Annotated in this window: 22 protein-coding genes and 1 pseudogene; 15 read left to right on the forward strand and 8 right to left on the reverse strand. The window is 72.3% G+C overall.

All coding sequences use genetic code 11. The annotated features are described in order from the left end of the window. A partial coding sequence (locus HMPREF3099_RS00980; RefSeq protein ID WP_141761915.1) for a DEAD/DEAH box helicase occupies window positions 1-657 on the reverse strand: 657 nt, incomplete at its 3' end. A gap of 103 nt (window positions 658-760) precedes the next feature. Beyond that, entirely contained in the window at window positions 761-1,207 is a 447-nt protein-coding gene (locus HMPREF3099_RS00985; RefSeq protein ID WP_070703344.1) for a WGxxGxxG family protein, read from the reverse strand. Window positions 1,208-1,339: 132 nt separating this feature from the next. On the opposite strand from HMPREF3099_RS00985, the gene HMPREF3099_RS00990 reads away from it, so the two are divergent. The 3 genes from HMPREF3099_RS00990 to HMPREF3099_RS01000 all read left to right on the forward strand — a co-directional run bounded on the left by HMPREF3099_RS00990 (window position 1,340) and on the right by HMPREF3099_RS01000 (window position 3,729). Next, a complete protein-coding gene (locus HMPREF3099_RS00990; protein ID WP_070703345.1) occupies window positions 1,340-1,576 on the forward strand; it encodes a DUF3046 domain-containing protein in 237 nt (78 codons plus the stop codon). A 293-nt stretch (window positions 1,577-1,869) separates the two neighbouring features. Beyond that, window positions 1,870-2,973, forward strand: a complete 1,104-nt coding sequence (gene recA, locus HMPREF3099_RS00995) for a recombinase RecA (RefSeq protein ID WP_070703360.1) — start codon at window positions 1,870-1,872, stop codon at window positions 2,971-2,973. A 129-nt stretch (window positions 2,974-3,102) separates the two neighbouring features. Next, window positions 3,103-3,729, forward strand: a complete 627-nt coding sequence (locus HMPREF3099_RS01000) for a regulatory protein RecX (RefSeq protein ID WP_083323371.1) — start codon at window positions 3,103-3,105, stop codon at window positions 3,727-3,729. Window positions 3,730-3,741: 12 nt separating this feature from the next. Here HMPREF3099_RS01000 and HMPREF3099_RS01005 read toward each other — a convergent pair whose 3' ends face one another. Further along, a complete protein-coding gene (locus tag HMPREF3099_RS01005) occupies window positions 3,742-5,085 on the reverse strand; it encodes a pyroglutamyl peptidase (RefSeq protein ID WP_083323372.1) in 1,344 nt (447 codons plus the stop codon). A 132-nt stretch (window positions 5,086-5,217) separates the two neighbouring features. After that, window positions 5,218-5,604 carry an antibiotic biosynthesis monooxygenase family protein gene (locus tag HMPREF3099_RS01010; protein WP_070703346.1) on the reverse strand — a complete coding sequence of 129 codons (387 nt, stop codon included), beginning with the start codon at window positions 5,602-5,604 and terminating at the stop codon, window positions 5,218-5,220. A 72-nt stretch (window positions 5,605-5,676) separates the two neighbouring features. On the opposite strand from HMPREF3099_RS01010, the gene miaB reads away from it, so the two are divergent. From miaB to HMPREF3099_RS11845, 6 genes and pseudogenes are all read left to right on the forward strand, one after another. Beyond that, complete coding sequence (gene miaB, locus HMPREF3099_RS01015) at window positions 5,677-7,212, forward strand: tRNA (N6-isopentenyl adenosine(37)-C2)-methylthiotransferase MiaB (protein WP_070703347.1); 1,536 nt, start codon at window positions 5,677-5,679, stop codon at window positions 7,210-7,212. Window positions 7,213-7,301: 89 nt separating this feature from the next. Then, window positions 7,302-7,931, forward strand: coding sequence for a hypothetical protein (locus HMPREF3099_RS01020; RefSeq protein ID WP_070703348.1), 630 nt, complete (start codon window positions 7,302-7,304; stop codon window positions 7,929-7,931). Then, on the forward strand, window positions 7,928-8,110 hold the full coding sequence (locus HMPREF3099_RS12210; protein ID WP_141494787.1) for a hypothetical protein: 183 nt from the start codon (window positions 7,928-7,930) through the stop codon (window positions 8,108-8,110). The genes HMPREF3099_RS01020 and HMPREF3099_RS12210 overlap by 4 nt, the downstream gene beginning before the upstream one ends. A 108-nt stretch (window positions 8,111-8,218) precedes the next feature. After that, complete coding sequence (locus tag HMPREF3099_RS01025; protein WP_070703349.1) at window positions 8,219-8,545, forward strand: ArsR/SmtB family transcription factor; 327 nt, start codon at window positions 8,219-8,221, stop codon at window positions 8,543-8,545. Beyond that, window positions 8,542-9,678 carry an MFS transporter gene (locus tag HMPREF3099_RS01030; RefSeq protein ID WP_070703350.1) on the forward strand — a complete coding sequence of 379 codons (1,137 nt, stop codon included), beginning with the start codon at window positions 8,542-8,544 and terminating at the stop codon, window positions 9,676-9,678. The genes HMPREF3099_RS01025 and HMPREF3099_RS01030 overlap by 4 nt, the downstream gene beginning before the upstream one ends. Further along, a pseudogene (locus HMPREF3099_RS11845) lies at window positions 9,675-10,663 on the forward strand (IS481 family transposase). Before HMPREF3099_RS01030 ends, HMPREF3099_RS11845 begins: the two are co-directional and overlap by 4 nt. Before the next feature lie 77 nt (window positions 10,664-10,740). Here the strand turns inward: HMPREF3099_RS11845 and ppdK are convergent. After that, entirely contained in the window at window positions 10,741-13,401 is a 2,661-nt protein-coding gene (gene ppdK / locus HMPREF3099_RS01040; RefSeq protein WP_070703352.1) for a pyruvate, phosphate dikinase, read from the reverse strand. Between the two features lie 55 nt (window positions 13,402-13,456). After that, complete coding sequence (locus tag HMPREF3099_RS01045; protein ID WP_070703353.1) at window positions 13,457-14,293, reverse strand: pyruvate, water dikinase regulatory protein; 837 nt, start codon at window positions 14,291-14,293, stop codon at window positions 13,457-13,459. A 32-nt stretch (window positions 14,294-14,325) separates the two neighbouring features. On the opposite strand from HMPREF3099_RS01045, the gene miaA reads away from it, so the two are divergent. Together miaA and HMPREF3099_RS01055 are read left to right on the forward strand one after the other, a co-directional pair. Beyond that, complete coding sequence (gene miaA / locus HMPREF3099_RS01050; RefSeq protein ID WP_083323373.1) at window positions 14,326-15,315, forward strand: tRNA (adenosine(37)-N6)-dimethylallyltransferase MiaA; 990 nt, start codon at window positions 14,326-14,328, stop codon at window positions 15,313-15,315. Window positions 15,316-15,385: 70 nt separating this feature from the next. Beyond that, on the forward strand, window positions 15,386-16,543 hold the full coding sequence (locus tag HMPREF3099_RS01055) for a GNAT family N-acetyltransferase (protein WP_083323374.1): 1,158 nt from the start codon (window positions 15,386-15,388) through the stop codon (window positions 16,541-16,543). Between the two features lie 30 nt (window positions 16,544-16,573). Here HMPREF3099_RS01055 and HMPREF3099_RS01060 read toward each other — a convergent pair whose 3' ends face one another. Next, a complete protein-coding gene (locus tag HMPREF3099_RS01060; protein WP_070703354.1) occupies window positions 16,574-17,281 on the reverse strand; it encodes a class I SAM-dependent methyltransferase in 708 nt (235 codons plus the stop codon). Window positions 17,282-17,508: 227 nt separating this feature from the next. On the opposite strand from HMPREF3099_RS01060, the gene HMPREF3099_RS01065 reads away from it, so the two are divergent. From HMPREF3099_RS01065 to hflX, 4 genes are all read left to right on the forward strand, one after another. Further along, window positions 17,509-18,345 (forward strand): hypothetical protein, encoded by an 837-nt coding sequence (locus tag HMPREF3099_RS01065; protein WP_070703355.1) that lies wholly within the window; start codon window positions 17,509-17,511, stop codon window positions 18,343-18,345. Between the two features lie 98 nt (window positions 18,346-18,443). After that, entirely contained in the window at window positions 18,444-20,093 is a 1,650-nt protein-coding gene (locus HMPREF3099_RS01070) for an alkaline phosphatase D family protein (protein WP_070703356.1), read from the forward strand. 59 nt (window positions 20,094-20,152) lie between these two features. Beyond that, entirely contained in the window at window positions 20,153-21,061 is a 909-nt protein-coding gene (locus tag HMPREF3099_RS01075; protein ID WP_083323377.1) for a M15 family metallopeptidase, read from the forward strand. A 101-nt stretch (window positions 21,062-21,162) separates the two neighbouring features. Next, a complete protein-coding gene (hflX, locus tag HMPREF3099_RS01080) occupies window positions 21,163-22,638 on the forward strand; it encodes a GTPase HflX (protein WP_070703358.1) in 1,476 nt (491 codons plus the stop codon). Window positions 22,639-22,656: 18 nt separating this feature from the next. Here the strand turns inward: hflX and HMPREF3099_RS01085 are convergent. After that, the coding region (locus HMPREF3099_RS01085; protein ID WP_237769686.1) for an ECF transporter S component at window positions 22,657-23,446 on the reverse strand (790 nt) is incomplete at its 5' end.

Consider the following 23,446-nt stretch of genomic DNA (forward strand, 5'->3'; position numbering starts at 1 on the left):
CCCGGCCAGCCAGCGCCCCACCTCGTCCACCGGCCGCACCGTGGCCGAGAGCCCGATGCGCTGGGCCGGCCGCTCGAGGAGGGCGTCGAGCCGCTCCAGGGTGAGGGCCAGGTGCGCCCCGCGCTTGGTGCCCGCCATCGCGTGCACCTCGTCGAGCACCACGGTGGTCACCCCGGAGAGCTGCTCGCGGGCCTTCGAGGTAAGCAGCAGGTAGAGCGACTCCGGGGTGGTGATGAGCACGTCCGCACCGTGGCTGGCGAAACGGCGCCGGTCCGCGGGGGACGTGTCGCCGGAGCGCAGTGAGACCCCCACCCGCGGGGGCTCGGTGCCCAAGCGCACCGCGGCGTGCCCGATGCCGGCCAGGGGCGCGGCCAGATTGCGCTCCACGTCGACCGCCAGTGCCTTGAGCGGGGAGACGTAGACCACGCTGCACGGCGCGGTGGGGACCTCGTGGTCCGGGCGCGGGACGAACTGGTCGAGCGACCACAGGAAGGCCGAGAGCGTCTTGCCCGACCCGGTGGGGGCCACCACCACGGTGTGCTCGCCCCGGCTGATGGCGTCCCACGCGCCGGCCTGGGCGGCGGTGGGCGCGGCGAAGCTCGCCTCGAACCACGCACGGGTGGCGGGGGAGAACCGGGAGAGCACGTCGGCCGTCATCGGGGGTCAGCCTGCCACCGCGCACCGACGACCTCGCGCGGGGACGTACGTGAAGGCCCGCAGCCGGGTGGCTGCGGGCCCTCACGACGGGGCGTACGTCGCGTCAGCGACGGCCGGTGCCCGGCAGGTCGTCGCGGTCCAGGCGGCCGTCGCCGTCACCGAAGCGGTCGTCCGCACGCTGGGTGAGGCCGTCGGTGCGGGAGGTGACGTCGGTGCGGGTGGTGGTCGTGTGACGCACCTCGGTCTCCTCGCGCTTCCTGCCACCCATGCCCAGCAGGCCGGCGAGGCCCAGGAGGCCCAGCAGGCCCAGCAGGCCCCACGGGAAGCCCTTGTCCTCGTCCTTCTCCTCCGAGGCGGAGGTGGTCTCCTCGGCCTGGGTGGTCATGGTGCCCGAGGAGGACTTGCCGTTGCTCGGCTCCGCCTGGGTGGTCACGGTGCCCGAGGCCGGGGCCTCGTTGCTCGGGGTGTTCTGGGCGTGGGCCGGCGCCACGGCGGTCAGCGGGGCGGCGGCCAGTGCCAGGGTCAGGGCGATGGACCGGGTGGTACGCACGGTCTCACTCCTTGCATCGGATCGGGGCGGTGGCGATCTGCCGGTGTTCCAGTTCCCTTCGACCCAAGCACAGTTCGTCGGGGCACGCGGGGGGAGGAAGGGGATGCGCGAGGGGCCTGTGAGACTGACGCCATGCGCAACAGCCAGCTGGACGAGCTCATGGCCGCGGAGTTCGGGGCCATGATGGCCGGCCACATCCGTCGCAACCACGTGCTCTCGGAGGTGGCGGGGGAGCGCACGGTCGAGGAGGCCCTGGCCGCCGGCGTGCCGCCGCGGCAGGTGTGGCAATCGCTGTGCGTGGACTTCGACGTGCCAGCCGAGCGGCAGTGGGGGCCGGACCCGGGGCCTCCCGCCGGGCGGGTCGACTGAGGCCGGGCGGACGGGTGCGTCGTGTCACGGGGCAGGGGCGCGACACGCCGAACAGTCGTCGGTCGACGGGCGAACAGGTGTTCTGTAGTCTGTGCGCAGGAACGCTCGCCGTGCGCCTCGGCCCGTCAGCTCGTCCACAGTCCGTGGCGCGCTCGGGGGAGGTTGTCGGTGGGCGCTCCTAGCGTCTGACGCAGACCCGTGAACGACCGCCCGGGGATCAACCGGGCCGTCTCGCGGGAGGCATGCGTCGAAGGTGGGCGCGCCCGACACGATGTGACAAGGAAGTGGTGAGCATGGCCGGCAAGAAGACCAACACCGACCCGACCGCGGAGCGCGCGCGGTCCCTCGACGCCGTGATGGCGCAGATCGAGAAGCAGCACGGCAAGGGCGCCGTGATGCGCCTGGGTGACGACACGCGTCCGCCCATCGCCACCATCCCGACGGGGTCCATCGCCCTCGACGTCGCGCTCGGCCTGGGCGGCCTGCCCCGCGGGCGTGTCATCGAGATCTACGGCCCGGAGTCCTCCGGTAAGACGACCGTGGCCCTGCACGCCGTGGCCAACGCGCAGAAGGCCGGCGGCATCGCGGCGTTCATCGACGCCGAGCACGCGCTGGACCCGGAGTACGCCCGGAAGCTGGGTGTGGACGTCGACAACCTGCTCGTGTCGCAGCCCGACACCGGTGAGCAGGCGCTGGAGATCGCGGACATGCTGATCCGCTCCGGTGCGCTGGACATCATCGTCATCGACTCCGTGGCGGCCCTGGTGCCCCGCGCCGAGATCGAGGGCGAGATGGGTGACTCCCACGTGGGTCTGCAGGCCCGCCTCATGAGCCAGGCGCTGCGCAAGATCACCGGTGCCCTGAGCAGCACCGGCACCACGGCCATCTTCATCAACCAGCTGCGCGAGAAGATCGGCGTGATGTTCGGCTCCCCGGAGACCACCACCGGTGGTAAGGCGCTGAAGTTCTACGCTTCGGTGCGCATCGACGTGCGCCGCATCGAGACGCTCAAGGACGGTACCGAGCCGGTCGGCAACCGCACCCGCGCCAAGATCGTCAAGAACAAGGTCTCGCCGCCGTTCAAGCAGGCCGAGTTCGACATCCTCTACGGGCAGGGCATCTCCCGGGAGGGCGGCATCATCGACATGGGCGTGGAGCACGGCTTCATCCGCAAGTCGGGTGCCTGGTACACCTACGACGGCGACCAGCTGGGGCAGGGCAAGGAGAACGCCCGGCAGTTCCTGCGTGACAACCCGGATCTCACCGAGGAGCTGGACCGCAAGATCAAGGCCAAGCTCGGCATCGGGGTGGACCCGAACGCGGTGACCGAGGACGTGGACGCCGAGGCGGCCGCCCTGGCCGCGGGCCAGCCCGACGAGGTCGAGGTCACCTTCTGACCGTGACCGCACCGCAGCGCACCGAGCGCACCACCGCACCCGTGGGACCCGGTTCCCGTGGGTGACGGCCCCCTGACCCCGGGCCCCGACGCGTCGACCCCGCGTCGGGGTCCGGCCCGTGCACCGGACATGGAGGAGCTGCGTCGCATCGCGGCCGGGGAGGTGGACGGTCTCGGGGTCGGCGCGCCCACCTCCCCGCCGTCGTCCGCCCCGTCCCGGCCGTCGGCGCCACCGCCGCCCCCCGAGGACCCCGCGCAGCAGGACGCCGAGGCCGACCCCCACGAGGTGGCGCGCGCCATCGTCCTGCGGCAGCTCACCGCCGCCCCGAGGAGCCGTCGGCAGCTCGAGGACAAGCTGGCCCAGCGGGGGTGCGACCCCGAGGTGGCCCGCGTGGTCCTCGACCGGATGGAGGCCGTCGGACTGGTGGACGACGAGGCGTACGCCCACATGCTCGTGCGCTCCCAGCAGCAGGGTCGCGGACTGGCCCGCCGCGGGCTGGCGCACGAGCTGCGGCGCAAGGGGATCGACGAGGAGGTCGCCCAGCAGGCCCTCGCCGACGAGGTGACACCCGATGGTGAGCGGGCCCGGGCCGAGCAGCTCGTGGCCAAGAAGTTGCGCACCATGAGCGGCCTCGACCGGCAGGTGAAGACCCGTCGGCTCGCGGGCATGCTCGCCCGCAAGGGCTACTCCGGGGAGGTCGCGTACTCGGTCATCCGCGAGGCGCTCGACCAGGACCCCGAGCACCAGCGCGACTGACCCCGCGGGCCCTCAGCGCGTGGACCGCGCCGTGCGCACGACCAGCTCCCGCACCTGGGCCGTGATCGCCTCCCGGTTGGCCTCGAACTGCGACGAGGTGAGCTGCGTCCTGTCCTCCGGCAGGCCCTCCAGCACCGGCGTGTGGACGTGCCCGCCGGGCACGTCCAGGCCCACGGCGTCCCGCAGCAGCGTCGCCCGGTAGGCCACCTCGTTGGAGAGGTAGTTGCCACCCCCGCCAGCCCGTGCCTGCGACCCCTCGGTGGGGCCGTCGGGCCGGACCGTCCCGGGGGACTTCGGGGCCGGGCAGGTCGTGGTCACCGGTTCGGGGGGCGTGTCGCCGGGAACCTCCGTGACCTCGGTGTTGCGCACCACGGGGAAGGGCCCGCTGGGTCGGGCGGTGAGGGCGTCCATGGGCAGCGTGGACCGGGTCCACTGGGGCTGGGGCGTCACCGTCGGGGACTGCGGGGCCGGGACCTGGCCCCGGTGGCACACGAACTCGTTGTCGTGGAACCCGGCACGCCAGGCCCCGTTCGTCACCTCGAGGTCGAACTGGCCCGGTCGCCCCTGGCTCACGGTGGTGAACGCGTCGATCCCGTCGCGGCCGGTGGTGAAGTGCGGCAGCAGCGTGTCCTCGACCATCCCGTGGTCGAAGTCCCGCCACCGCACCGGGAGCATCGCGGCCTCGATGCGCACCGGCCCGTCCGGTCCGGCGACGGTCAACCCGTCGAGCGCGAGGGCCGCGGCGCCCGACGGGTTGGCCTGGCGGACGTCCTCGTCCAGGGTGAACGGGTCGAAGCCCGTGACGAGCACGCGCTTCACGCCGCGGCCCTTGGGGAAGTGGACGTCCTCCTGCCCGCGGGACACGCGGTCGAGGCGGTCGACGAGGTCCTGCCGCTGCGCCGCCGACAGGTGGGCGCTGCCGGCGTGCTGCCGGATGCTGGCCACCATCGCCAAGCGCGCCCAGTAGAGCGGGCGGTCGTCCCCGGCGCTCAACCACCCACCGGTGTCGACCCGGCCCTGGGCCCGGTCGACGGCGAGCTCCCACAGGGCGGCGCCGTGCTCCTGCACCACCTGCTCTGCCGCCTCGGCGTCCGGAGCCGCGCACAGGGCGCGCTGGAACGAGGCCACCTGGTCCCCGAAGCCGCCGCCGGCCACGAGGGCTGCCGCCTCGGGGCGTGCGAGGAAGGCCTCCTCGGGCGTGAGGGGGACGTCCCCGTCCGCGCACGGGGAGGCCGGCAGGGTCGGTGCGGTGGAGGTGGCCTCTGCCAGCGGGCGGCTCTGGCTCGGCCCGCCGGAGAGGGTGGTCAGGGTGACAGCCGCGGTCAGGACGGCAACGGCGCGGGTGGGGCGCGACATGGATCCTCCTGGGGGGGGTCACAGCACCGTACCCACCGGGACCCGAGGGGGCGTCGAGGACCGACCCGGACCAGATCCCGCCCAGCGACCCGGCTGAGATGTGGGCGTCGTCACGCCCGATGGGTGGTCGGCTCAGGCCTCGCCGGCACCACCACCGGTGCTGCCGCCGGCCACGTCGTAGGACCACAGCTCGGCGCTCATGCCCACCGGCTTCTGGCGGGGCTGCTCGCCACCCTCACCGTGCGCGCCGGACGCGGCCTCGGAGCCCTCGGGACGGCCCTGCCCGCCGTGGGCCTTCTGGAAGTCCCGGCCGGAGGTCCACGCCTCGAACGAGGCCTCGTCGGCCCAGCGGGTCACTACCAGCCAGACGTTGCGGCCGTCGGTGGGGCGCAGCAGCTCGAAGCCCTTGAAGCCCGGCTGGCCGTCCACGGCGCCCGCGCGCTGCGCGAAGCGGTGGGCGAGCTCGTCGCCGGAGTCGGCGGGCACGGTGATGGCGTTGATCTTGATGACGTCGCTCATGCCCCCATCGTGGCACCGGGCCCCTCGCGGCCGGCGGGGGAGTCACCCGCGGCGCGTAGAATCCGCCCCACGATGAGCACCTCCACCACCGGCAAGACCTACGACGTCCGCACCCACGGGTGCCAGATGAACGTGCACGACTCCGAGCGCCTCTCGGGCCTGCTCGAGGGGGCTGGCTACACCGACCTGGCGGCACTGGACGCCGCCGAGCGCCCGGAGACCGCCGACGTGGTGGTGTTCAACACCTGCGCGGTGCGAGAGAACGCCGCCAACAAGCTCTACGGAAACCTCGGCCAGCTGCGGCAGGCCAAGCTGCGCAACCCGGACCTGCAGATCGCCGTCGGCGGCTGCCTGGCGCAGATGGACCGCGACACCATCGTGAAGAAGGCGCCGTGGGTCGACGTGGTCTTCGGCACCCACAACATCGGCTCCCTGCCGGTGCTGCTGGAGCGCGCCCGCCACAACCGCGAGGCCCAGGTGGAGATCCTGGAGTCGCTCGAGACCTTCCCGTCCACCCTGCCGACCCGCCGCGACAGCGCGTACTCCGGCTGGGTGTCCATCAGCGTGGGCTGCAACAACACGTGCACCTTCTGCATCGTGCCCAGCCTGCGCGGCAAGGAGAAGGACCGCCGCCCCGGCGACGTCCTGGCCGAGGTGCAGGCGCTGGTGGACCAGGGCGTCGTGGAGGTGACCCTGCTGGGGCAGAACGTCAACACCTACGGCGTGGAGTTCGGCGACCGTCAGGCCTTCAGCAAGCTGCTGCGCGCCTGCGGCGAGATCGAGGGCCTGGAGCGTGTCCGCTTCACCTCCCCGCACCCCGCCGCCTTCACCGACGACGTCATCGACGCCATGGCCGAGACGCCCAACGTCATGCCGAGCCTGCACATGCCGCTGCAGTCCGGCTCGGACAAGGTGCTCAAGGACATGCGGCGCAGCTACCGGGGCAAGAAGTTCCTGGGCATCCTGGAGCGCGTCCGCGAGCAGATCCCGCACGCGGCCATCACCACCGACCTCATCGTGGGCTTCCCCGGCGAGACCGAGGAGGACTTCGCCGAGACCCTGCGCGTGGTGGAGGCCAGCCGCTTCTCCAGCGCCTTCACCTTCCAGTACTCCATCCGCGAGGGCACGCCCGCGGCCACGATGGAGAACCAGGTGCCCAAGGATGTCGTGCAGGACCGCTTCGACCGCCTCATCGAGCTGCAGGAACGCATCTCCTGGGAGGAGAACCGCGCCCAGGAGGGGCGCACCGTCGAGGTGCTGGTGGCCCCCGGCGAGGGCCGCAAGGACGCCGAGACCCAGCGCATGTCCGGCCGTGCGGACGACAACCGCCTGGTGCACTTCGCGCTGCCGGCAGACCTCCCCGAGGCCGACCGCCCCCGCCCCGGCGACATGGTCACCGTGGAGGTCACCTACGGCGCCCCGCACAACCTCATCGCCGACTCAGCGGTGCAGGGCGGCACCTTCTCCGTGCGCCGCACCGCCGGCGGCGACGCGTGGGAGCGGGCCCAGGGCATGCCCGCCAAGAAGCCGGCGGTCGGCCTGGGGATGCCCGGCATCGGCCGGCCGCCGGCCCCGGACGTGACGCAGGCCCCCTGCCGAGTGGACTGAGCACCGCCCGTCGGGCCGGGTCGCACGCCCGCCCGGCGGTAGCCTCCGGGCGTCCAGGGGAACCGCCCCTGCCGACCCCAGGAGAGCCCATGCGTCGACTCCCCGTGGCCGTCGTGGCCGCCCTCTGCCTCGCCCCGATGGCGGTGCCCGCCGGTGCCGCACCCGCGGCCACCGCCCCGTCCGGTGCCGCCACCAGTTCGTCCACGCCGGGGAGCGCGGGCAACGACTCGATGGCCCTGGACGCCGCCGCCAAGGGCACCGACCGGGCGGCGGAGTACCCCGACCAGGGGGACGGCCCGCACTCCCTGCGCAACCGCACCCCCGAGCCCCTCTCGGTGAAGCGCAGCGGCGGGGTGGAGGTCCGCGCCGTGGACCTCGGCGACATCGACCTGGGTGGCCCGAGGAACCCCGGGGAGTTCCGCGCGCCGGTGCGGGGCCAGCTGTACCGGCCCGCCCACGCCCGGGGCAAGGCGCCACTGCTGGTCTTCGGCCACCTGCGCGCCCCCGCCTGTACCGACGACCTCTCGCGTTGGCCCTGCCCCGCCGGGTTCGAGCCGATGCGCTACGACCTGGGCATGGCCTACCTGGGCCGGGCGCTGGCCGAGCAGGGGTACGCGGTGCTCGTGCCGGACCTCGCCCCGCTCTACGTGGCCGGGGCCCTGAGCGACCCCTACGACCAGACCACGGGCTGGCTGCTCACCGTGGGCGGCCTGCGATGAGGCCCGCGCAGGTGCTGACGCTGTCGGCCGGTGGGGCGGTGCTGCTCCTGCTGGCCGGCGTGGTGCTCTGGGCCACGGGCTCCGCCCCGCTGGGCCCGTTCCTGGCCCTGGTGGGCGTCCTCGACCTCTTCGCGCTGGGCCTCGTGGCCCGCACCTGGCGGCGCCAGGGACGGCTCTAGGTGTACTGACCGGAGACGTTGATCGAGGCACACTCGACGGTCGAGATTGTGCAGTGATTCCCGCATGGTTATCGTGCAGGTATCACTGCACGATCCTTGGAGGTCCCGTTGACGCCCCGTAGGTACGTCCACCCCGATGCCGCCGATCTGTCACTGGCCCGGGTCCTCGCCGCCTTGAGTGACTCGACTCGTTTGGAGATGGTCCGGCGTCTGTCCGACGGTATGGAACACGACAGCCTCGATCTGGCCGACGATCTGCCGCGCTCGACGCTGACGTACCACACGCGCATGTTGCGTGAGGCTGGTGTGACATGGACCCGAGGGGAAGGACGGGCCTGCCTGATCCGCTTGCGGCGTGACGACCTCGATGCACTGTTCCCCGGGGTCTTGGGCGCGGTCATCGACAACGTCGACGATCCGAAGCAGGCATCGTGATCGGGCGACTGTGGCCGTTCGTGATGGGTAGCGTCGCGCTTGGCCTGGACGCTTACGTCATCGCTGGGCTGCTGCCAGCGATAGCGGCTTCCTTGGGGTCAACCGAGGCCGTCGTGGGCTTGGGCGTCGCAGCGTTCACAGGCTCCTATGCCATCACCGGACCAGTTCTCGCCGGTCGGGCAGGACGTCGGTCTCGTCGCAGCCTGGTCGTGGCCCTGGCGCTCTTCACCGCGGCGAACCTCGCTACGATGGCAGCCCCTGGCGTGGTGACCTTTCTCATGGCCAGAGCCGTGGCCGGCGCTGCAGCCGGCGTGTATTCACCGTTGTCATCGGCGGTTGCCGCCGCCTTGGTTGGTGGGGAGCAACGCGGGCGGGCGCTGGCGCTGGTGCTAGCAGGGCTGGCCGTGGGAACGGTCTTTGGTGTGCCCGTCGGACTACTCCTCGCCGAGCGATGGGGCTGGCGGGCGGCGATCGCGCTGGTCGTCGCCACCGGAACCGCGGCCCTCGCGGGGGTCATGTTGCGCGGCGGTGAGCTTCCGCAGATCCCAGCATCGAGCGCGTGGCAGCGGATCCGCGCGGTAGCCAGACCGGACAACCTCCTCACCGTTGTCGTCACTCTGCTGACCGGGATCGCCTCATTGGGCCTCTACACCTACTTGACTGTCGTCCTCGCCGAGTCCTCCTTGGCCCGGCATCAGACGGCTGCGATCTGGGTCTGGGGCCTGGGTGGTGCCGTCGGCGCGCTGGGCATCGGGCGTGTGGTCGACAAGGGCAAGCCGCTGAGGATCAGTCTGGTCCTGCTCAGCGTGTTGGCCTGCGCTCTGGCAGGCGTGGCCTTGAGTCAGATCCCCGCCATGCTCCTGGCCAGCCTGTTCTTTTGGGGCCTGTGCGGGTGGGCCTCGCTCACGCCCCAGCAGCACGTCCTGCTTGGAGCCAACCCGGGTGACGGAGCCACGGCAGTCGCCGCGAATGCGTCGGCCAACTACCTCGGATCGGCGGTCGGAGCGGCTGCGGGTGCAATGCTCGTTGCACGCAACATCTCTGCGTCGGGGTTGAGCCTGGCAGCCGCTGGTGTCGCGGCGTTGGCGGCCGCACTGCAAGTCGCCCGAATGAGAATGCGCGCGCGACGATGAGCCTCCATTCAAATGCTGCCCTGACTCCGCGCCATCGCCTCAAGGTCGCCCAACTTGTCGTAGACGAGGGCTGGCCGATCAGCGAGGTTGCTGCCCGGTTCCAGGTGTCCTGGCCGACGGTGAAGCGCTGGGTCGACCGCTACCTTGCCGGCGAGTCCATGAACGACCGCTCGTCGCGACCGAAGTCCTCACCGAAGAAGACGAGCAAGGTGGTGGCGAAGCGGTGCGTCAGTCTGCGAATGCGACTGCGCGAAGGGCCAATCCAGCTCGCCGCGCGGCTGGGGATCGCTCCCTCGACGGTCCACCGCATCCTCACGGTGGCGCGCCTGAACCGGTTGTCGTACGTCGACCGCGCCACGGGCGAGCCCGTGCGTCGCTACGAGCACCCGCACCCGGGTTCGCTGGTGCACGTGGACGTGAAGAAGGTCGGGAACATCCCCGACGGGGCGGCTGGCGATACGTCGGCCGCCGCCAGGGCAGGAAGAACCGCGCCGCGACACCGGACAAGCCGAAGAACAAGTGGCACAGCCCCAAGCTCGGGTACGCGTTCGTACACACCGTCATCGACGACCACTCCCGCGTCGCGTACACCGAGGTCCACGACGACGAAACCGCCATCACCGCCGCCGGAGTCCTGCACCGGGCCGTCGACTGGTTCGCCGACCGCGGCGTCACCATCGAGCGCGTCCTGTCGGACAACGGAGGCGCCTACCGGTCACACCTGTGGCGCGACACCTGCGCTGAGCTGGGGATCAAGCACAAGCGCACCAGGCCGTATCGTCCTCAGACCAACGGGAAGGTCGAGCGGTTCCACCGCACGATGGCCGATGGATGGGCCTACGCCCGTTGCTACCGCAGCGAGCAGGAACGCCGCGACGCACTCGCCGGCTGGCTCCACCACTACAACGAACATCGCCCCCACAGCGCCTGCGGGAACCAGCCACCCTTCTCACGGTTGATCAACGTCCCCGGTCAGTACATCTAGGAGGACCCGCTCGACGAAGGGGCCCCGCCGGTGGCGGGGCCCCTTCTCCGTGTCACCGGGCGGTCAGCCCGGGGACGTCACTTGCCCTGGGCGTCCAGCACCGCGCGGGCCGCCGCGAAGCGGGCGATCGGCACGCGGTAGGGGGAGCAGGACACGTAGTTGAGGCCGAGCTCCTCGAAGAGCGCGATGGAGGCCGGGTCACCACCGTGCTCGCCGCAGACGCCGAGCTTGAGGTCGGACTTGGTGGAGCGACCACCCTCGACACCCAGCTTCACCAGGCCGCCGACGCCGTCGACGTCGATGGAGCCGAAGGGGTTGCCCGGCACGACGTCCTCGTCGATGTAGTGGGCCAGGAAGGCGCCCTCGGCGTCGTCGCGGGAGATGCCCACACCGGTCTGGGTGAGGTCGTTGGTGCCGAAGGAGAAGAAGTCGGCGTGCTCGGCGATCTGGTCGGCGGTCACCGCGGCGCGGGGCAGCTCGATCATCGTGCCGACGGGGAAGTCCATCGACTCGCCAGCGGCCTGCAGCTCCTCGGCCACGGTGGCCTCGATGACCTCGCGCATGCGCTTGAGCTCCTCGGCGAAGCCCACCAGCGGCACCATGATCTCCACGTGCGGGTCGTTGCCGCGCTTCTTGGAGGCCAGGGCCGCACGCACGATGGCGCGGGTCTGCATGGCGGGGATCTCCGGGTAGAGCAGCGCCAGGCGCACACCGCGGGTACCCAGCATCGGGTTCTGCTCGGTGAGCTTCTTGACCTGCGCCAGCAGGGTGCGGGCCTCGGCCAGCTCGGCGTCGTCCTCGCCCCTGCCCTCGAGCTCCAGGCGCTGCACCAGCAGGGCCTGGTCCACGAGGTTGGGCAGGAACTCGTGCATCGGCGGGTCGAGCAGGCGCACGGTCACCGGCAGGCCGGCCATCGCGTCGAAGATCGCCTCGAAGTCCTCCTGCTGCAGCGGCAGGATCTCGGCCAGCGCCTGGGGGCGGGCCTCGTCGGAGTCGGCGAGGATCATCTTGCGCACGGCCGGCAGGCGGTCGGCCTCCATGAACATGTGCTCGGTGCGGCACAGGCCGATGCCCTGCGCGCCGAACTCCCGGGCCTTGGCGGCGTCGGCGCCGTTGTCGGCGTTGGCGCGCACGTCCATGCGGCGGATCTCGTCGGCCCAGCCCACGATGGTCTGGAAGTCGTCGTTCAGCTGCGGCGGCACGAGCTCCAGGGCGGAGGCGTAGACCTCACCGGTCGAGCCGTCCAGGGTGATCATGTCGCCCTCGCGCAGCACCGTCTCACCGATGGTGAGGGTCTTGGCCTCGGCGTCGATCTTGATCTTCGAGGCACCGGCCACGCAGGGCTTGCCCATGCCACGGGCCACCACGGCCGCGTGGGAGGTCATGCCGCCGTGGGCGGTGAGCACGCCCTGGGCCACGATCACGCCGGCGATGTCGTCCGGGGTGGTCTCCCAGCGCACCAGCACCACGTCCTCGCCGGCCTTGCCGCGGGTGGCGGCGGTCTCGGCGTCGAACACGACCTCGCCCACGGCGGCGCCGGGGGAGGCGTTGAGGCCCTTGGTGACCGGGGTCTGGCCGTGGTCGGGGTTGATGGCCGGGTGCAGCAGCTGGTCGAGCTGCATCGGCTCGATGCGCTTCAGGGCGCCGGCCTTGTCGAGCTTGCCCTCGTTCACCATGTCGACGGCGATCTTGAAGGCGGCCGGGGCGGTGCGCTTGCCGTTGCGGGTCTGCAGCAGGTAGAGCTTGCCGTCCTCGACGGTGAACTCGATGTCCTGCATGTCGCCGTGGTGCTCCTCGAGACGGTTCATCGTCTCCATGAGCTCGGCGTAGGCCTGCGGCAGCACGGCCTCCATCTCGGCCAGCGGCTTGGGGGTGCGGATGCCGGCCACCACGTCCTCGCCCTGGGCGTTGACGAGGAACTCGCCGTAGAGCTCCTGGGCGCCGGTGGAGGGGTTGCGGGTGAAGCACACGCCGGTGGCGGAGGTCTCGCCGCGGTTGCCGAACACCATCTGCATGACGTTCACGGCGGTGCCCAGGTCGTCCGGGATGCCGTTGGCCTTGCGGTACACGCCGGCGCGCGGGGTGTCCCAGGAGGAGAAGACGGCGTTGACGGCGCGCTTCAGCTGCTCCTTGGGGTCGGTGGGGAACTCCTCGCCCATCTGGTCGCGCGAGACCTGCTTGTAGGTCTCCACCAGGCCCTTGAGGTCCTCGGCGGTCAGGTCGGTGTCGTTCTCCACACCGCGCTCGGCCTTGAGGGCGCGCAGGGCGTCCTCGTACACGTGGTGCGGCACGCCCTCCACCACGTCGCCGTACATCTGGATGAAGCGGCGGTAGGTGTCCCAGGCGAAGCGGTCGCCGAACTCGGCGGCCAGCGAGCCCACGGTGGAGTCGCTCACGCCGAGGTTGAGGATGGTGTCCATCATGCCCGGCATGGAGATGACCGCGCCGGAGCGCACGGAGACCAGCAGCGGCTTCTCGGCGTCGCCCAGGCGGCGGCCGGTGCGCTCCTCGAAACGGGCCAACGAGTCCTCCACCTGACCCCACAGGTCGGCCGGCCACTCGCCGCCGTTGTTCATGGTGTCGATGCAGGCCGTGGTGGTGACCGTGAAGCCGTCCGGGACGGGGACGCCGAGCTTGATCATCTCCGAGAGGTTGGCTCCCTTGCCGCCCAGGAGGGGCTTCATCGAGATGTCGCCCTCGGAGAGGTCATAGGTGTACTTCGTGGCACCGCCGGTCATGCGGATCCTCCAGGTCACGTGGTTGTGGAGCAGTGGTGATGGGCCCCGGACGGGCCTACATCCCGGAAAGGGTAGCGCGGCGGTCCTCCACCAACTCGATGACACGGCCCGCGGATTCCTCCAGGGCCAGCTGGGTGGTGTCGATGGTGGGGCAGCCGACCTTGCGGAAGACCTCCTCGGCGTGGTCGAGCTCGTCGTAGATCTTGGCCAGATCGGCGTACCCGTCCTTGCCCTGCCGGCCACCGAGGGTCTCCACGCGCCGGGTGCGGATGTCCTGCAGGCGCGTGGGGTCGATGGTGAGGCCCACGACCTTCCAGCGCGGCACCGAGAAGAGGCGCTGCGGGGGCTCGATGCCACGCACCAGCGGGATGTTCGCGGTCTTGTAGCCCAGGTAGCCCAGGTACATCGACAGCGGCGTCTTGCCCGAGCGGGAGACACCGATGAGCACCACGTCGGCCTGGTCGAGGCGCTGGTCGGGATTGCCGTCGTCGTTGGCGACCGCGTACTCCATCGCCGCGATGCGGGTGAAGTAGTCCGCCCCGATGCCCACCGGGCGCACCTTGTGCTCGGCCTGCCGGTGGGCCACGCGCTCCACGGCCCCCAGGGCGGGGCCCAGCAGGTCCACGTGCTCCAGACGCAGCTGCTGGGCCAGCTCGTGCACCAGGTCGTGCAGGGAGGAGTCGACGATGGTGGAGTACACGACCACCGGCGCCCCGTCCTCGGCGATGCGCGCCATGACCGAGCGCAGCGTGGACTCGGTGGTGATGCGGGGGTGGCGCACGATGTGGGTGTCGATGTCCGGGAACTGGGCGGCCGTCGCACGGGCCACGCGGGCCGCGGTGTCGCCGGTGGAGTCCGCCACGACGTGGAACTCGATGGCCTGGGTGCTCATGGCCCCAGCGTAGGTGCGGGAGGATGGGCCCGATGTCGCACAGCACCCCGCCGCCCGCCCCCGGTCCGAGGCCGACCGGCCAGACGTCCGCCGACCACCCCCTGGCCGGGCCGGTGCCGGTGGTGGCCGTGGTGGGGCAGACCGCCACCGGCAAGTCCGACCTCGGGCTGGCGCTCGCCGAGCGCCTGGGCGGGGAGGTGGTCAACAGCGACGCCTCGCAGCTCTACCGGGGCATGGACATCGGCACCGCGAAGCTGTCGGTGGCCGAGCGGCGCGGGGTGCCGCACCACCAGCTGGACGTGCTCGACGTGACCCAGGAGGCCACGGTGGCCCGGTTCCAGTCCGCCGGGCGGCAGGACATGGCCGGCATCCGGCAGCGGGGGCACGTGCCGGTGGTGGTGGGTGGCACCGGCCTGTACGTGCGGGCGCTGCTGGACCGGCTGGAGATCCCGCCCACCGACCCGGCCGTGCGCGCCGCGCTGGAGGAGCGCCTGGAGGCCGAGGGGGTGGAGGTGCTGTACGCCGAGCTGCAACGCCTGGACGCCCCGGCCGCCGCCGGCATCGAGCCGCGCAACGGGCGCCGGGTGGTGCGGGCGCTGGAGGTCATCGAGCTCACCGGGCGGCCGTTCAGCTCCACCATGCCCACGCGCGAGTTCCTCGTGCCCACGGTGCTCATCGGGCTGCGGGCCGACGACGCGGTGCTGCACCCCCGCATCGACGCGCGGGTGGAGCGGATGTGGGCCGCCGGGCTGCTCGAGGAGGTGCGGGCGCTCGACGCGGCGGGCCTGCGGACCGGGCCGGGGCGCACGGCACGGCGCGCCATCGGCTACTCCCAGGCCCTCGCCCAGCTCGACGGGGAGATGACGCAGCACGAGGCGATCGCGGACACCCAGCAGGGCACGCGGCGCCTGGCCCGCCGGCAGCGCGCCTGGTACCGGCCGGACCCGCGCATCGTGTGGCTGGAGCACGACGCCGACGACCTGGTGGAGCAGGCGCTCGCCGTGGTGCGCGCCGCCGGCTGAGGAGGCGGGCGCCGAGGAGGGTGCCGCAAATTCGGTGGCGGGTTCGCGGCGCCCCTGCTGGGCTGGGCACATGACGCAGACCTTCGCCCTGGCCGAGCTCGACGTGACCCCCTCGGACGCCGCGCCCTCCCGCCTCACCGAGCAGGTGGTGGAACTCGACGCCCTGCTCGGGCAGGAGCTGCTGGGCCACGACGACATGACCGGTAACGACGCCGAGGGCGTGCTGCGCAACCTGCAGGAGACCGTCGCCCACCGGCGGCGGATGGTCCTGGCCGTCGACCGCGTCCCGCAGGGCGCGGTCGTGGGTGGGCTCGGCCTGCCCGTGCTGCCCGGCCGCGGTGAGACGGGAGAGAGCACGGTGCTGGGTTCGGTGCTGGTCTCCCTGGGGCGCCAGGAGAACACCGACCGGGCGCACGTGGTGCTCGAGGTGCACCCCGGCCACCGCCGCCAGGGCATCGGCACCGCCCTGCACCGCGTGGCCGAGGAGGTCGCCCGCGCCGAGGGGCGCAGCGTGCTCGACACCTACACCGGCCACGCGCGCTCGGCGGAGCCGGGTTCGCCGGACGCCCTGGAGGCGCCCACCGGGTTCGGCGTGCTGGACCGCCGCGAGGGCCCGGCCGCCTTCGCGCTCGCCCACGGGTGGTGCCTGCTGCAGACCGAGACCCACTCGCAGCTGGACCCGGCCGAGGGCATGGCGCGGGTGGACGCCCTCGAGGCCGCGGCGTGGCCGCTGGCGCAGGGGTACGAGGTGGTCACCTGGAGCGGGCGCACCCCGGAGGAGCACGTCGAGGGCATGTGCGACCTCTACCGCCGCATGAGCACCGACGTGCCCCAGGGCGACGCCGGGCGCGAGGAGGAGGTGTGGACGCCCGAGCGGGTGGAGGCCAACGACACCCGCCGGGAGGAGTCGGGCGCGCGGACGGTGTTCGCGATGGCGCGGCACACCACATCGGGGCAGGCGGTGGCCTACAGCTACCTGCAGACGCCGCGCCGTCGGCCCACGGCGGCCTACCAGGAGGACACCCTCGTGGCCGCCGAGCACCGCGGCCACCGGCTGGGGACGCTCGTGAAGACCGCGGCGCTGCGCCGGGCCGTGGCCGAGTGGCCGCAGGTGCAGCGCATCCACACGTGGAATGCCGGGGAGAACGGGCCCATGCTGGCCATCAACACCACGCTCGGCTACCGGCCGGTCAGCATCGAGGGGATCTGGGAGAAGCGGCTCGGCTGAGGGCCGCGGGCCTCAGGTGGGCCGGGGCCGTCAGGTGGGACGGGCCTCGAGCACCCAGAAGGCCTTGTAGCGGGCGACGCGTTCGCATGTGAAGGCGGTGACCTGAACGTCATCGACTGAAGGCGTGAGGCTGGACAGGGTCGCGGCGTCGAGCGTGGCGACCCACCGCTGCAGCGACGGCGCGCCCAAGTTCTTGCCCACCACGAGGCGCGCCACCCCCTCGGGCCGCAGGCGGGGCAGCCACGTGGCCAGGATCTGGTGGAGGGCCTCCTTGCCCACGCGGATGGGCGGGTTGGACCAGATCCCGTCGAGGCGCACGTCGACGGGCACCTCCTGCGGCAGGCACACGGTGACACCCGGGCCGCCGGGCGCGTCGGCCAGCACCCCGAGGCGTCGCGCGTTCTCCCGGGCCAGGTCGGCCGCGCGCTCGTTGACCTCGACCGCCCACACCGCCGCACCGGGGCACTGCAGGGCCAGGGAGAGCGCCACCGGCCCCCACCCGCAGCCGATGTCGAGGAGCACCGGTGCGCCGTCGACCACCGCGGGGGCGAGCACCTCCCGGACCGGCGACGACTCCAGGAGCAGCGCGGTGGCGTGGTCCAGGTGGTCGGGGGAGAAGACCCCACCGGCGGTCACGAGCCGGTGGGTGCGACCGGCCAGCTCCACCTCGATCTCACGGCGCTCGTCGGCCGATGCGGGGGCGGCGGAGAAGTAGTGGTCGGGTGCGGCGGGAGACATGGGTGGAGGCTAGTCGGTGGCCTCCGCCTCACGAGAGGCGTTGGCATGAGGCCCGGCGAAGGGGGGAGCCTCCGTCTGAGGCTCGAGCGGTTAAAGAGCGTTCAACAACACTTGGTGTGGCCATTTCATCACTGGTAGAACAGGCGATGCCACCGGGCACCAACCATCCGGATCCGCAGTCAGCCGCCGTCACGTCGTGCGGCGCGTCCCACGCCAGGAGACTTCACATGTCCAACCGAACACACACGGCAACCTCCCGCCGCACCCTTGTCCAGGGGGCCGCATGGTCCGCCCCGGCCGTCGCCCTGTCGACGGCTGTCCCCGCCGTCGCGGCGTCGTGCACCACGGTCAGGTGCGTCACCCAGGTCATCGACTGGGACCTGCGCGCCAACTGGGTGCGCACCTCCAACACCACCGGCGTCTACACGCTGCCCCTCACCGGCAGCACCGTCAGCGGCGCCACCACCCTGAGCGCCAACGTCGTCCAGACGATGTCGGGTATCATGCGCACTGGCGTCCGCGGGAGCACCGAGCCCCAGTGGTCGAGGCAGAGTTTCAACGAGAACCTCACCATCACCAACGGCGATCACGACCCGGGCGTCGTGTCGACCAGCACCGGCAACGGCCTGCAGATCCACCAGCAGCCCGACAACGGCACCGGGGTCAACGCCTCGACGGGGTCGCGCAACGACCGGTCGGCCACAACCTTCACCTTCTCGGAGCCGCTGTGCTCCCTGTCCTTCCGCATCCGCGACATCGACGCGAAGGCGGATGACTTCGTGGACAAGGTGGAGCTGTCGTCCCCGGCGGCCTTCACCACCACCCGTGGCGCCAGCCTGCGCGGCACCGGCACCCCCATCGACCCGTGGACCCAGACCCGCTACGCGGACGTCTCGCCGAAGGACGACGCCTCCTCGGTTCTGGTGAACTTCGCCGTGCCGGTGCAGACCTTCACCGTCACCTACTGGAACTCCCTGCGGGTCAACACCGCAAACCGTCTGGACGGCGACCAGCGCATCTTCCTCGGTGACCTGACGGTCGGCATCCGCAAGTACGTCTGCTGATCGACCTCCCGAGCAGGACACCTGACGGCCACCCGGTGCTCACCGGGTGGCCGTCCTTGCCTCACCGGCCGCTCACCTAGGCGGCCCAAGGTGGCCCCATGCAGCCCCCCACCTCGCAGATGTCCTCCCCGTCCCGCCCCACCCGCCGTGCCGTCCTCGGCGGCGCCCTGGCCGGTACCGCCGGTGCCGCACTCGCCGCTCCGGCCGCCTCCGGCCTCGTGGTCGCCCGTCCGGAGATCACCTCCGGCCTGCAGCTGGGCGATGTCACCCACGACGCCGGCATCGTCTGGTCGCGCTCCAGCGTGCCCGGGCGGATGCTCGTGACCCTCACCGACGAGCGCGGTCGCACCCGCCGTCTGCGCGGCCCGTGGACCGACCCGCGCCGCGACTGCACCGCCAAGCTGGCCCTGCACGGTCTGCGCCCCGGCACCCACCACGAGGTGGCGGTCAGCTTCGAGGACGCCGACGGCCGCGAGGGCCAGCGCGCCACCGGCACGTTCACCACCGCCGACACCGCCTCGGGCGCCACCTCGTTCGTGTGGACGGGTGACACCGCCGGCCAGGGCTGGGGCATCAACCCCGAGCTGGGCGGCATGCGCACCTACGCCGCCATGGCGGCCACGAAGCCGGACTTCTTCCTGCACTCCGGCGACACGATCTACGCCGACGGCCCCATCGAGGACACCGTCGTGGAGCCCGACGGGCAGGTGTGGCGCAATCTCGTCATCGACGAGGTGACCGAGGTGGCCCAGGACCTGCGCCAGTACCGCGGCCGCCACCGCTACAACCTCATGGACCACAACGTGCGCGAGCTGTACGCCCACGTGCCGGTGATCGCCCAGTGGGACGACCACGAGACCACCAACAACTGGTACCCCGGCGAGGTGCTGGACGACCCGAAGTACGACCGCGAGCGCCGGGTGGACGTGCTGGCCGGGTTCGCCCGTCGTGCGTTCTTCGAGTACCAGCCGCTCGCCGACGGCCACGGCCGCCGCCCGTGGACCCCCGAGGGCGGGGGCCGCATCCACCGCACCATCCACCGCGGTCGTCACCTGGACGTGTTCAGCCTGGACATGCGCACGTGGAAGGGCGACAACACCGCCAACACCGAGGCCCGTGCCACCCCGATCCTCGGGCAGCAGCAGGTGGCCTGGCTCATCCGCGAGCTGCGCCGCTCGACGGCCACATGGAAGGTGATCGCCAACGACCTGCCGCTGGGCCTCGTGGTGCCCGACGGCGACACCGCCCAGGAGGGCGTGGGCAACGCCGACGCGGGGCGCCCGCTGGGTCGCGAGCAGGAGATCGCCCAGGTGCTGCAGGCCATCGCGCGCCACGACATCAAGAACGTGGTGTGGCTGACCGCCGACGTGCACTACTGCGCCGCGCACCACTACGACCCGGCGCGGGCGTCCTTCACCGACTTCGCGCCGTTCTGGGAGTTCGTGGCCGGCCCGGTGAACGCCGGCACCTTCGGGCCCAACGACCTGGACGGCACCTTCGGCCCGCGGGTGGACTTCCAGAAGCACGCCGGGGAGCCCAACGAGTCGCCGCGTGTGGGCAATCAGTTCTTCGGGCACGTCGCCATCGACGAGGCGGGGCAGTTCACCGTCTCGCTGCGCGACGCCCAGGGAGCGGTGCTCTACACGCGCACCCTGCAGCCCGAGGGCGGGCCCATCGTCGACACCGGTGTGGACGCCGGGTCGACCTTCGGCCGGGCGCAGGACCTGCTCGGCGGCCTCGCCGGCTGAGCCCGGTCGCCCGTCACGTCGTGCCGGCCATTCCGCGGCCCCGCCGTAGGGTGGCCGGCATGACTGTGCAGAGGGGGATGCGACGGGGTGCCTGGGGGACGGGCGTGCTGGTGGCGGGGCTGGTGCTCGCCGGGTGCGGAGGGGGCACCGGGTCCGGTGCCGGGTCGCCGTCCGGGAGCGAGACGGTGGTCGACAGTCCGGCGGGGACCTCCGAGCCGTCCGTGACGCCGTCCGCCCCGGGCTCCGGGACGCCCTCGCCCCCCTCCGGTGCCCCGTCGTCCAGCCCGGCGAGCGACGACGCCAGTGCCCCCGTCACGCCGGCCCAGGACGCCGCGCCCAACCCGACGCCCGGTGAGGGCGGTGCGGTGTTCACCGGCCACTACCTGCACCCGGACAGCATCACGCCGCGCGAGGTCACCGAGGTGGGGCCCCACACGATCGTCAATCGGGCCAACGCGCTGCCCGAGGACTGGGAGCCCGCCGAGCTCGTGGCCGTGGAGGGGGCGGCGAAGGAGGGCACGCCGATGCGGCTCGCGCCCGAGGCGGCCGCCGCGTGGGGCGAGCTGCGGGCGGCTGCCGCGGCCGACGGCATCGACCTGCGGATCAACGCCGCCTACCGATCCTACTCCGAGCAGGAGGCGGTCTGGGAGCACTACGAGGCGCAGGACCCCGACCACGTGATGGTCTACACCGCCGCCCCGGGGCGCAGCGAGCACCAGATGGGGCTGGCCATCGACATCGCGGACATGCCGAAGTACCCGAAGCCGGTGGGGGACAACGCCCGGGGACGGTGGCTGCTGGAGCACGCGGCCGAGCACGGCTGGGTGCTGCGCTACCCGAAGGGTCGGGAGAAGGAGACCGGGTACCGCTACGAGGCGTGGCACTGGCGCTGGGTGGGCAAGGACCTGGCACAGCAGCTGAAGCGCGACCACGCGACGATGGAGCAGTGGGCCGGGCTCGTGCGATGACGCGCGGCAGGATCGGCGGCGCGCGCTGACGTGGGCAGAAATCGGTGGCCGACGGCGTTGTCCTCCTGAGAGGCTGGAGCCACGCACCACCAAAGGAGACCATGACCCACCCCCGACAGACCCCCGCCATCGAGCGTGCGGCCGCGCTGGCCGACGAGACCGAGGGCGGCTGGGTGCACGACGTCGACCGCGACGGCGACCAGTTCGACCGCGAGGAGCGCCGCGCGCTGCGCCGTGTGGACTCCCTGAGCACCGAGCTCGAGGACGTCAGCGAGGTCGAGTACCGCCGGGTGCGCCTGGAGCGCGTCGTGCTGGCCCACGTGCAGACCGACGGCACCACCGCCGATGCCGAGAACTCCCTGGCCGAGTTGGCCGCCCTGGCCGAGACGGCCGGGTCCACCGTGCTCACCGGCGTCATCCAGCGCCGGCAGAAGCCCGACCCCGCCACGTGGATGGGCTCGGGCAAGGCCGCCGAGCTGGCCGACATCGTGGCCGCCGAGGGCGCCGACACCGTCATCGCCGACGACGAGCTGGCCCCCAGCCAGCGCCGCGCCCTGGAGGACGTGGTGAAGGTCAAGGTCATCGACCGCACGGCGCTGATCCTCGACATCTTCGCCCAGCACGCCAAGAGCAGGGAGGGCCGCGCCCAGGTGGAGCTCGCCCAGCTGCAGTACCTGCTGCCCCGCCTGCGTGGTTGGGGTGAGTCGATGTCACGCCAGGCCGGTGGACGCGTGGCCGGCGGTGAGGGCATCGGCTCGCGCGGCCCCGGTGAGACCAAGATCGAGCTGGACCGCCGCCGCATCAACAGCCAGATGGCCAAGCTGCGCAAGCAGATCGCGCAGATGAAGACGGTGCGCGACACCAAGCGCTCCAGTCGCCGCGACCACCACGTGCCCTCGGTGGTCATCGCCGGGTACACCAACGCCGGTAAGTCGTCGCTGCTCAACCGGTTGACGCGCGCCGGGGTGCTGGTGGAGAACCAGCTGTTCGCCACCCTGGACCCCACCGTGCGCCGCACCCAGACCGCGGACGGCCGCGTGTTCACCCTCGCGGACACGGTCGGGTTCGTGCGCTCGCTGCCGCACCAGCTGGTGGAGGCCTTCCGCTCCACGCTGGAGGAGGTGGCCGACGCCGACCTCGTGCTGCACGTGGTGGACGGCTCCCACCCGGACCCCGAGAGCCAGATCTCCGCGGTGCGCGAGGTGCTGGCCGAGGTGATGGACGAGCACGGCGCCGAGTCCGTGAACGAGGTCATCGTGGTCAACAAGGCCGATGTCGCCGACCCCGACGTGCTGACCCGCCTGCTGCGGGCGGAGAAGCGGTCCATCGCCGTGTCCGCGCGGACCGGACAGGGCATCGAGGAGCTGCGCGCGCTGGTGGAGGCCGAGCTGCCGCACCCCTCCATCGAGGTGGACCTGGTGGTGCCCTACGACCGGGGTGACCTGGTGGCCCGCGTGCACGCCGAGGGCGAGGTGCTGGCCGAGCGCCATCTGGAGGAGGGCACGCACCTGCGCGCCCGCATCAACGAGGACCTCGCCGGGGCGCTCACCCCGGTGGTGCGTCAGCAGGCGGGCTGAGGGGGCGACTCGCCGGGCTCAGGTGAACCGGGCCCGGCGGGCGGCGCGGCGCAGGACCGCCAGCACGGCCGGGCCGGCCACGAGCACCAGGAGCGCGTTGGTGAGCGCCCGGCCGACGTTCCACCCCATCGCGGTGGCGAGGTTGTAGAGCCAGAAGCGGTGCAGGTTCTCGCCCACCGAGGCGCCGGGGGAGTAGGACAGGGCCGTCTCGTTGCCCAGGGTGAAGGGCCAGAAGGACAGGTCCATGAGCGCGCCGTAGGCGAACGAGGACACCACCGCGTACCCGGCCAGGAGCGCCATCTCCGCCCGGCCGCGGAGGCCCGGCAGCAGGCCGGCGCCCAGGCCCACGAAGCCCGCTGCCAGCATCTGGAAGGGCAGCCACGGCCCCACCCCCGCGGTGAGCAGCGCCGACGAGAACAGCGTGGTGGTGCCCAGCACGAAGCCGAACCCCGGCCCGAACACGCGGCCACCGAGCACCACGAGGAAGAGCACGCCCTCCAGCCCGGCCACACCCGCCCCGAGGGGGCGCAGCACCGCGCCCAGCGCCGAGAGCACACCGAGCACCGCCAGGGCCTTGACGTCCATGCCCTCGCCGGTGAGCTGGCTGAGCGCCACCGCGATGACCACCGGCAGCAGCAGCGCGAACACCAGCGGTGCCTGCGTGGTGCCGGCCAGTGTGGACTCCGGGCGCACCAGCAGCGGCCAGGTGAACGCGAGCAGGCCCATCACGGCCACGACGGCCAGGAGCACGGCGCTGCGCAGGTCGAGGCGCACCGCACGGGCGGGCGCGCGGCCGCGGAGGGTGGCG

The organism is Kytococcus sp. HMSC28H12, from assembly GCF_001816045.1.
Taxonomy (GTDB): Bacteria; Actinomycetota; Actinomycetes; order Actinomycetales; family Dermatophilaceae; genus Kytococcus; species Kytococcus schroeteri.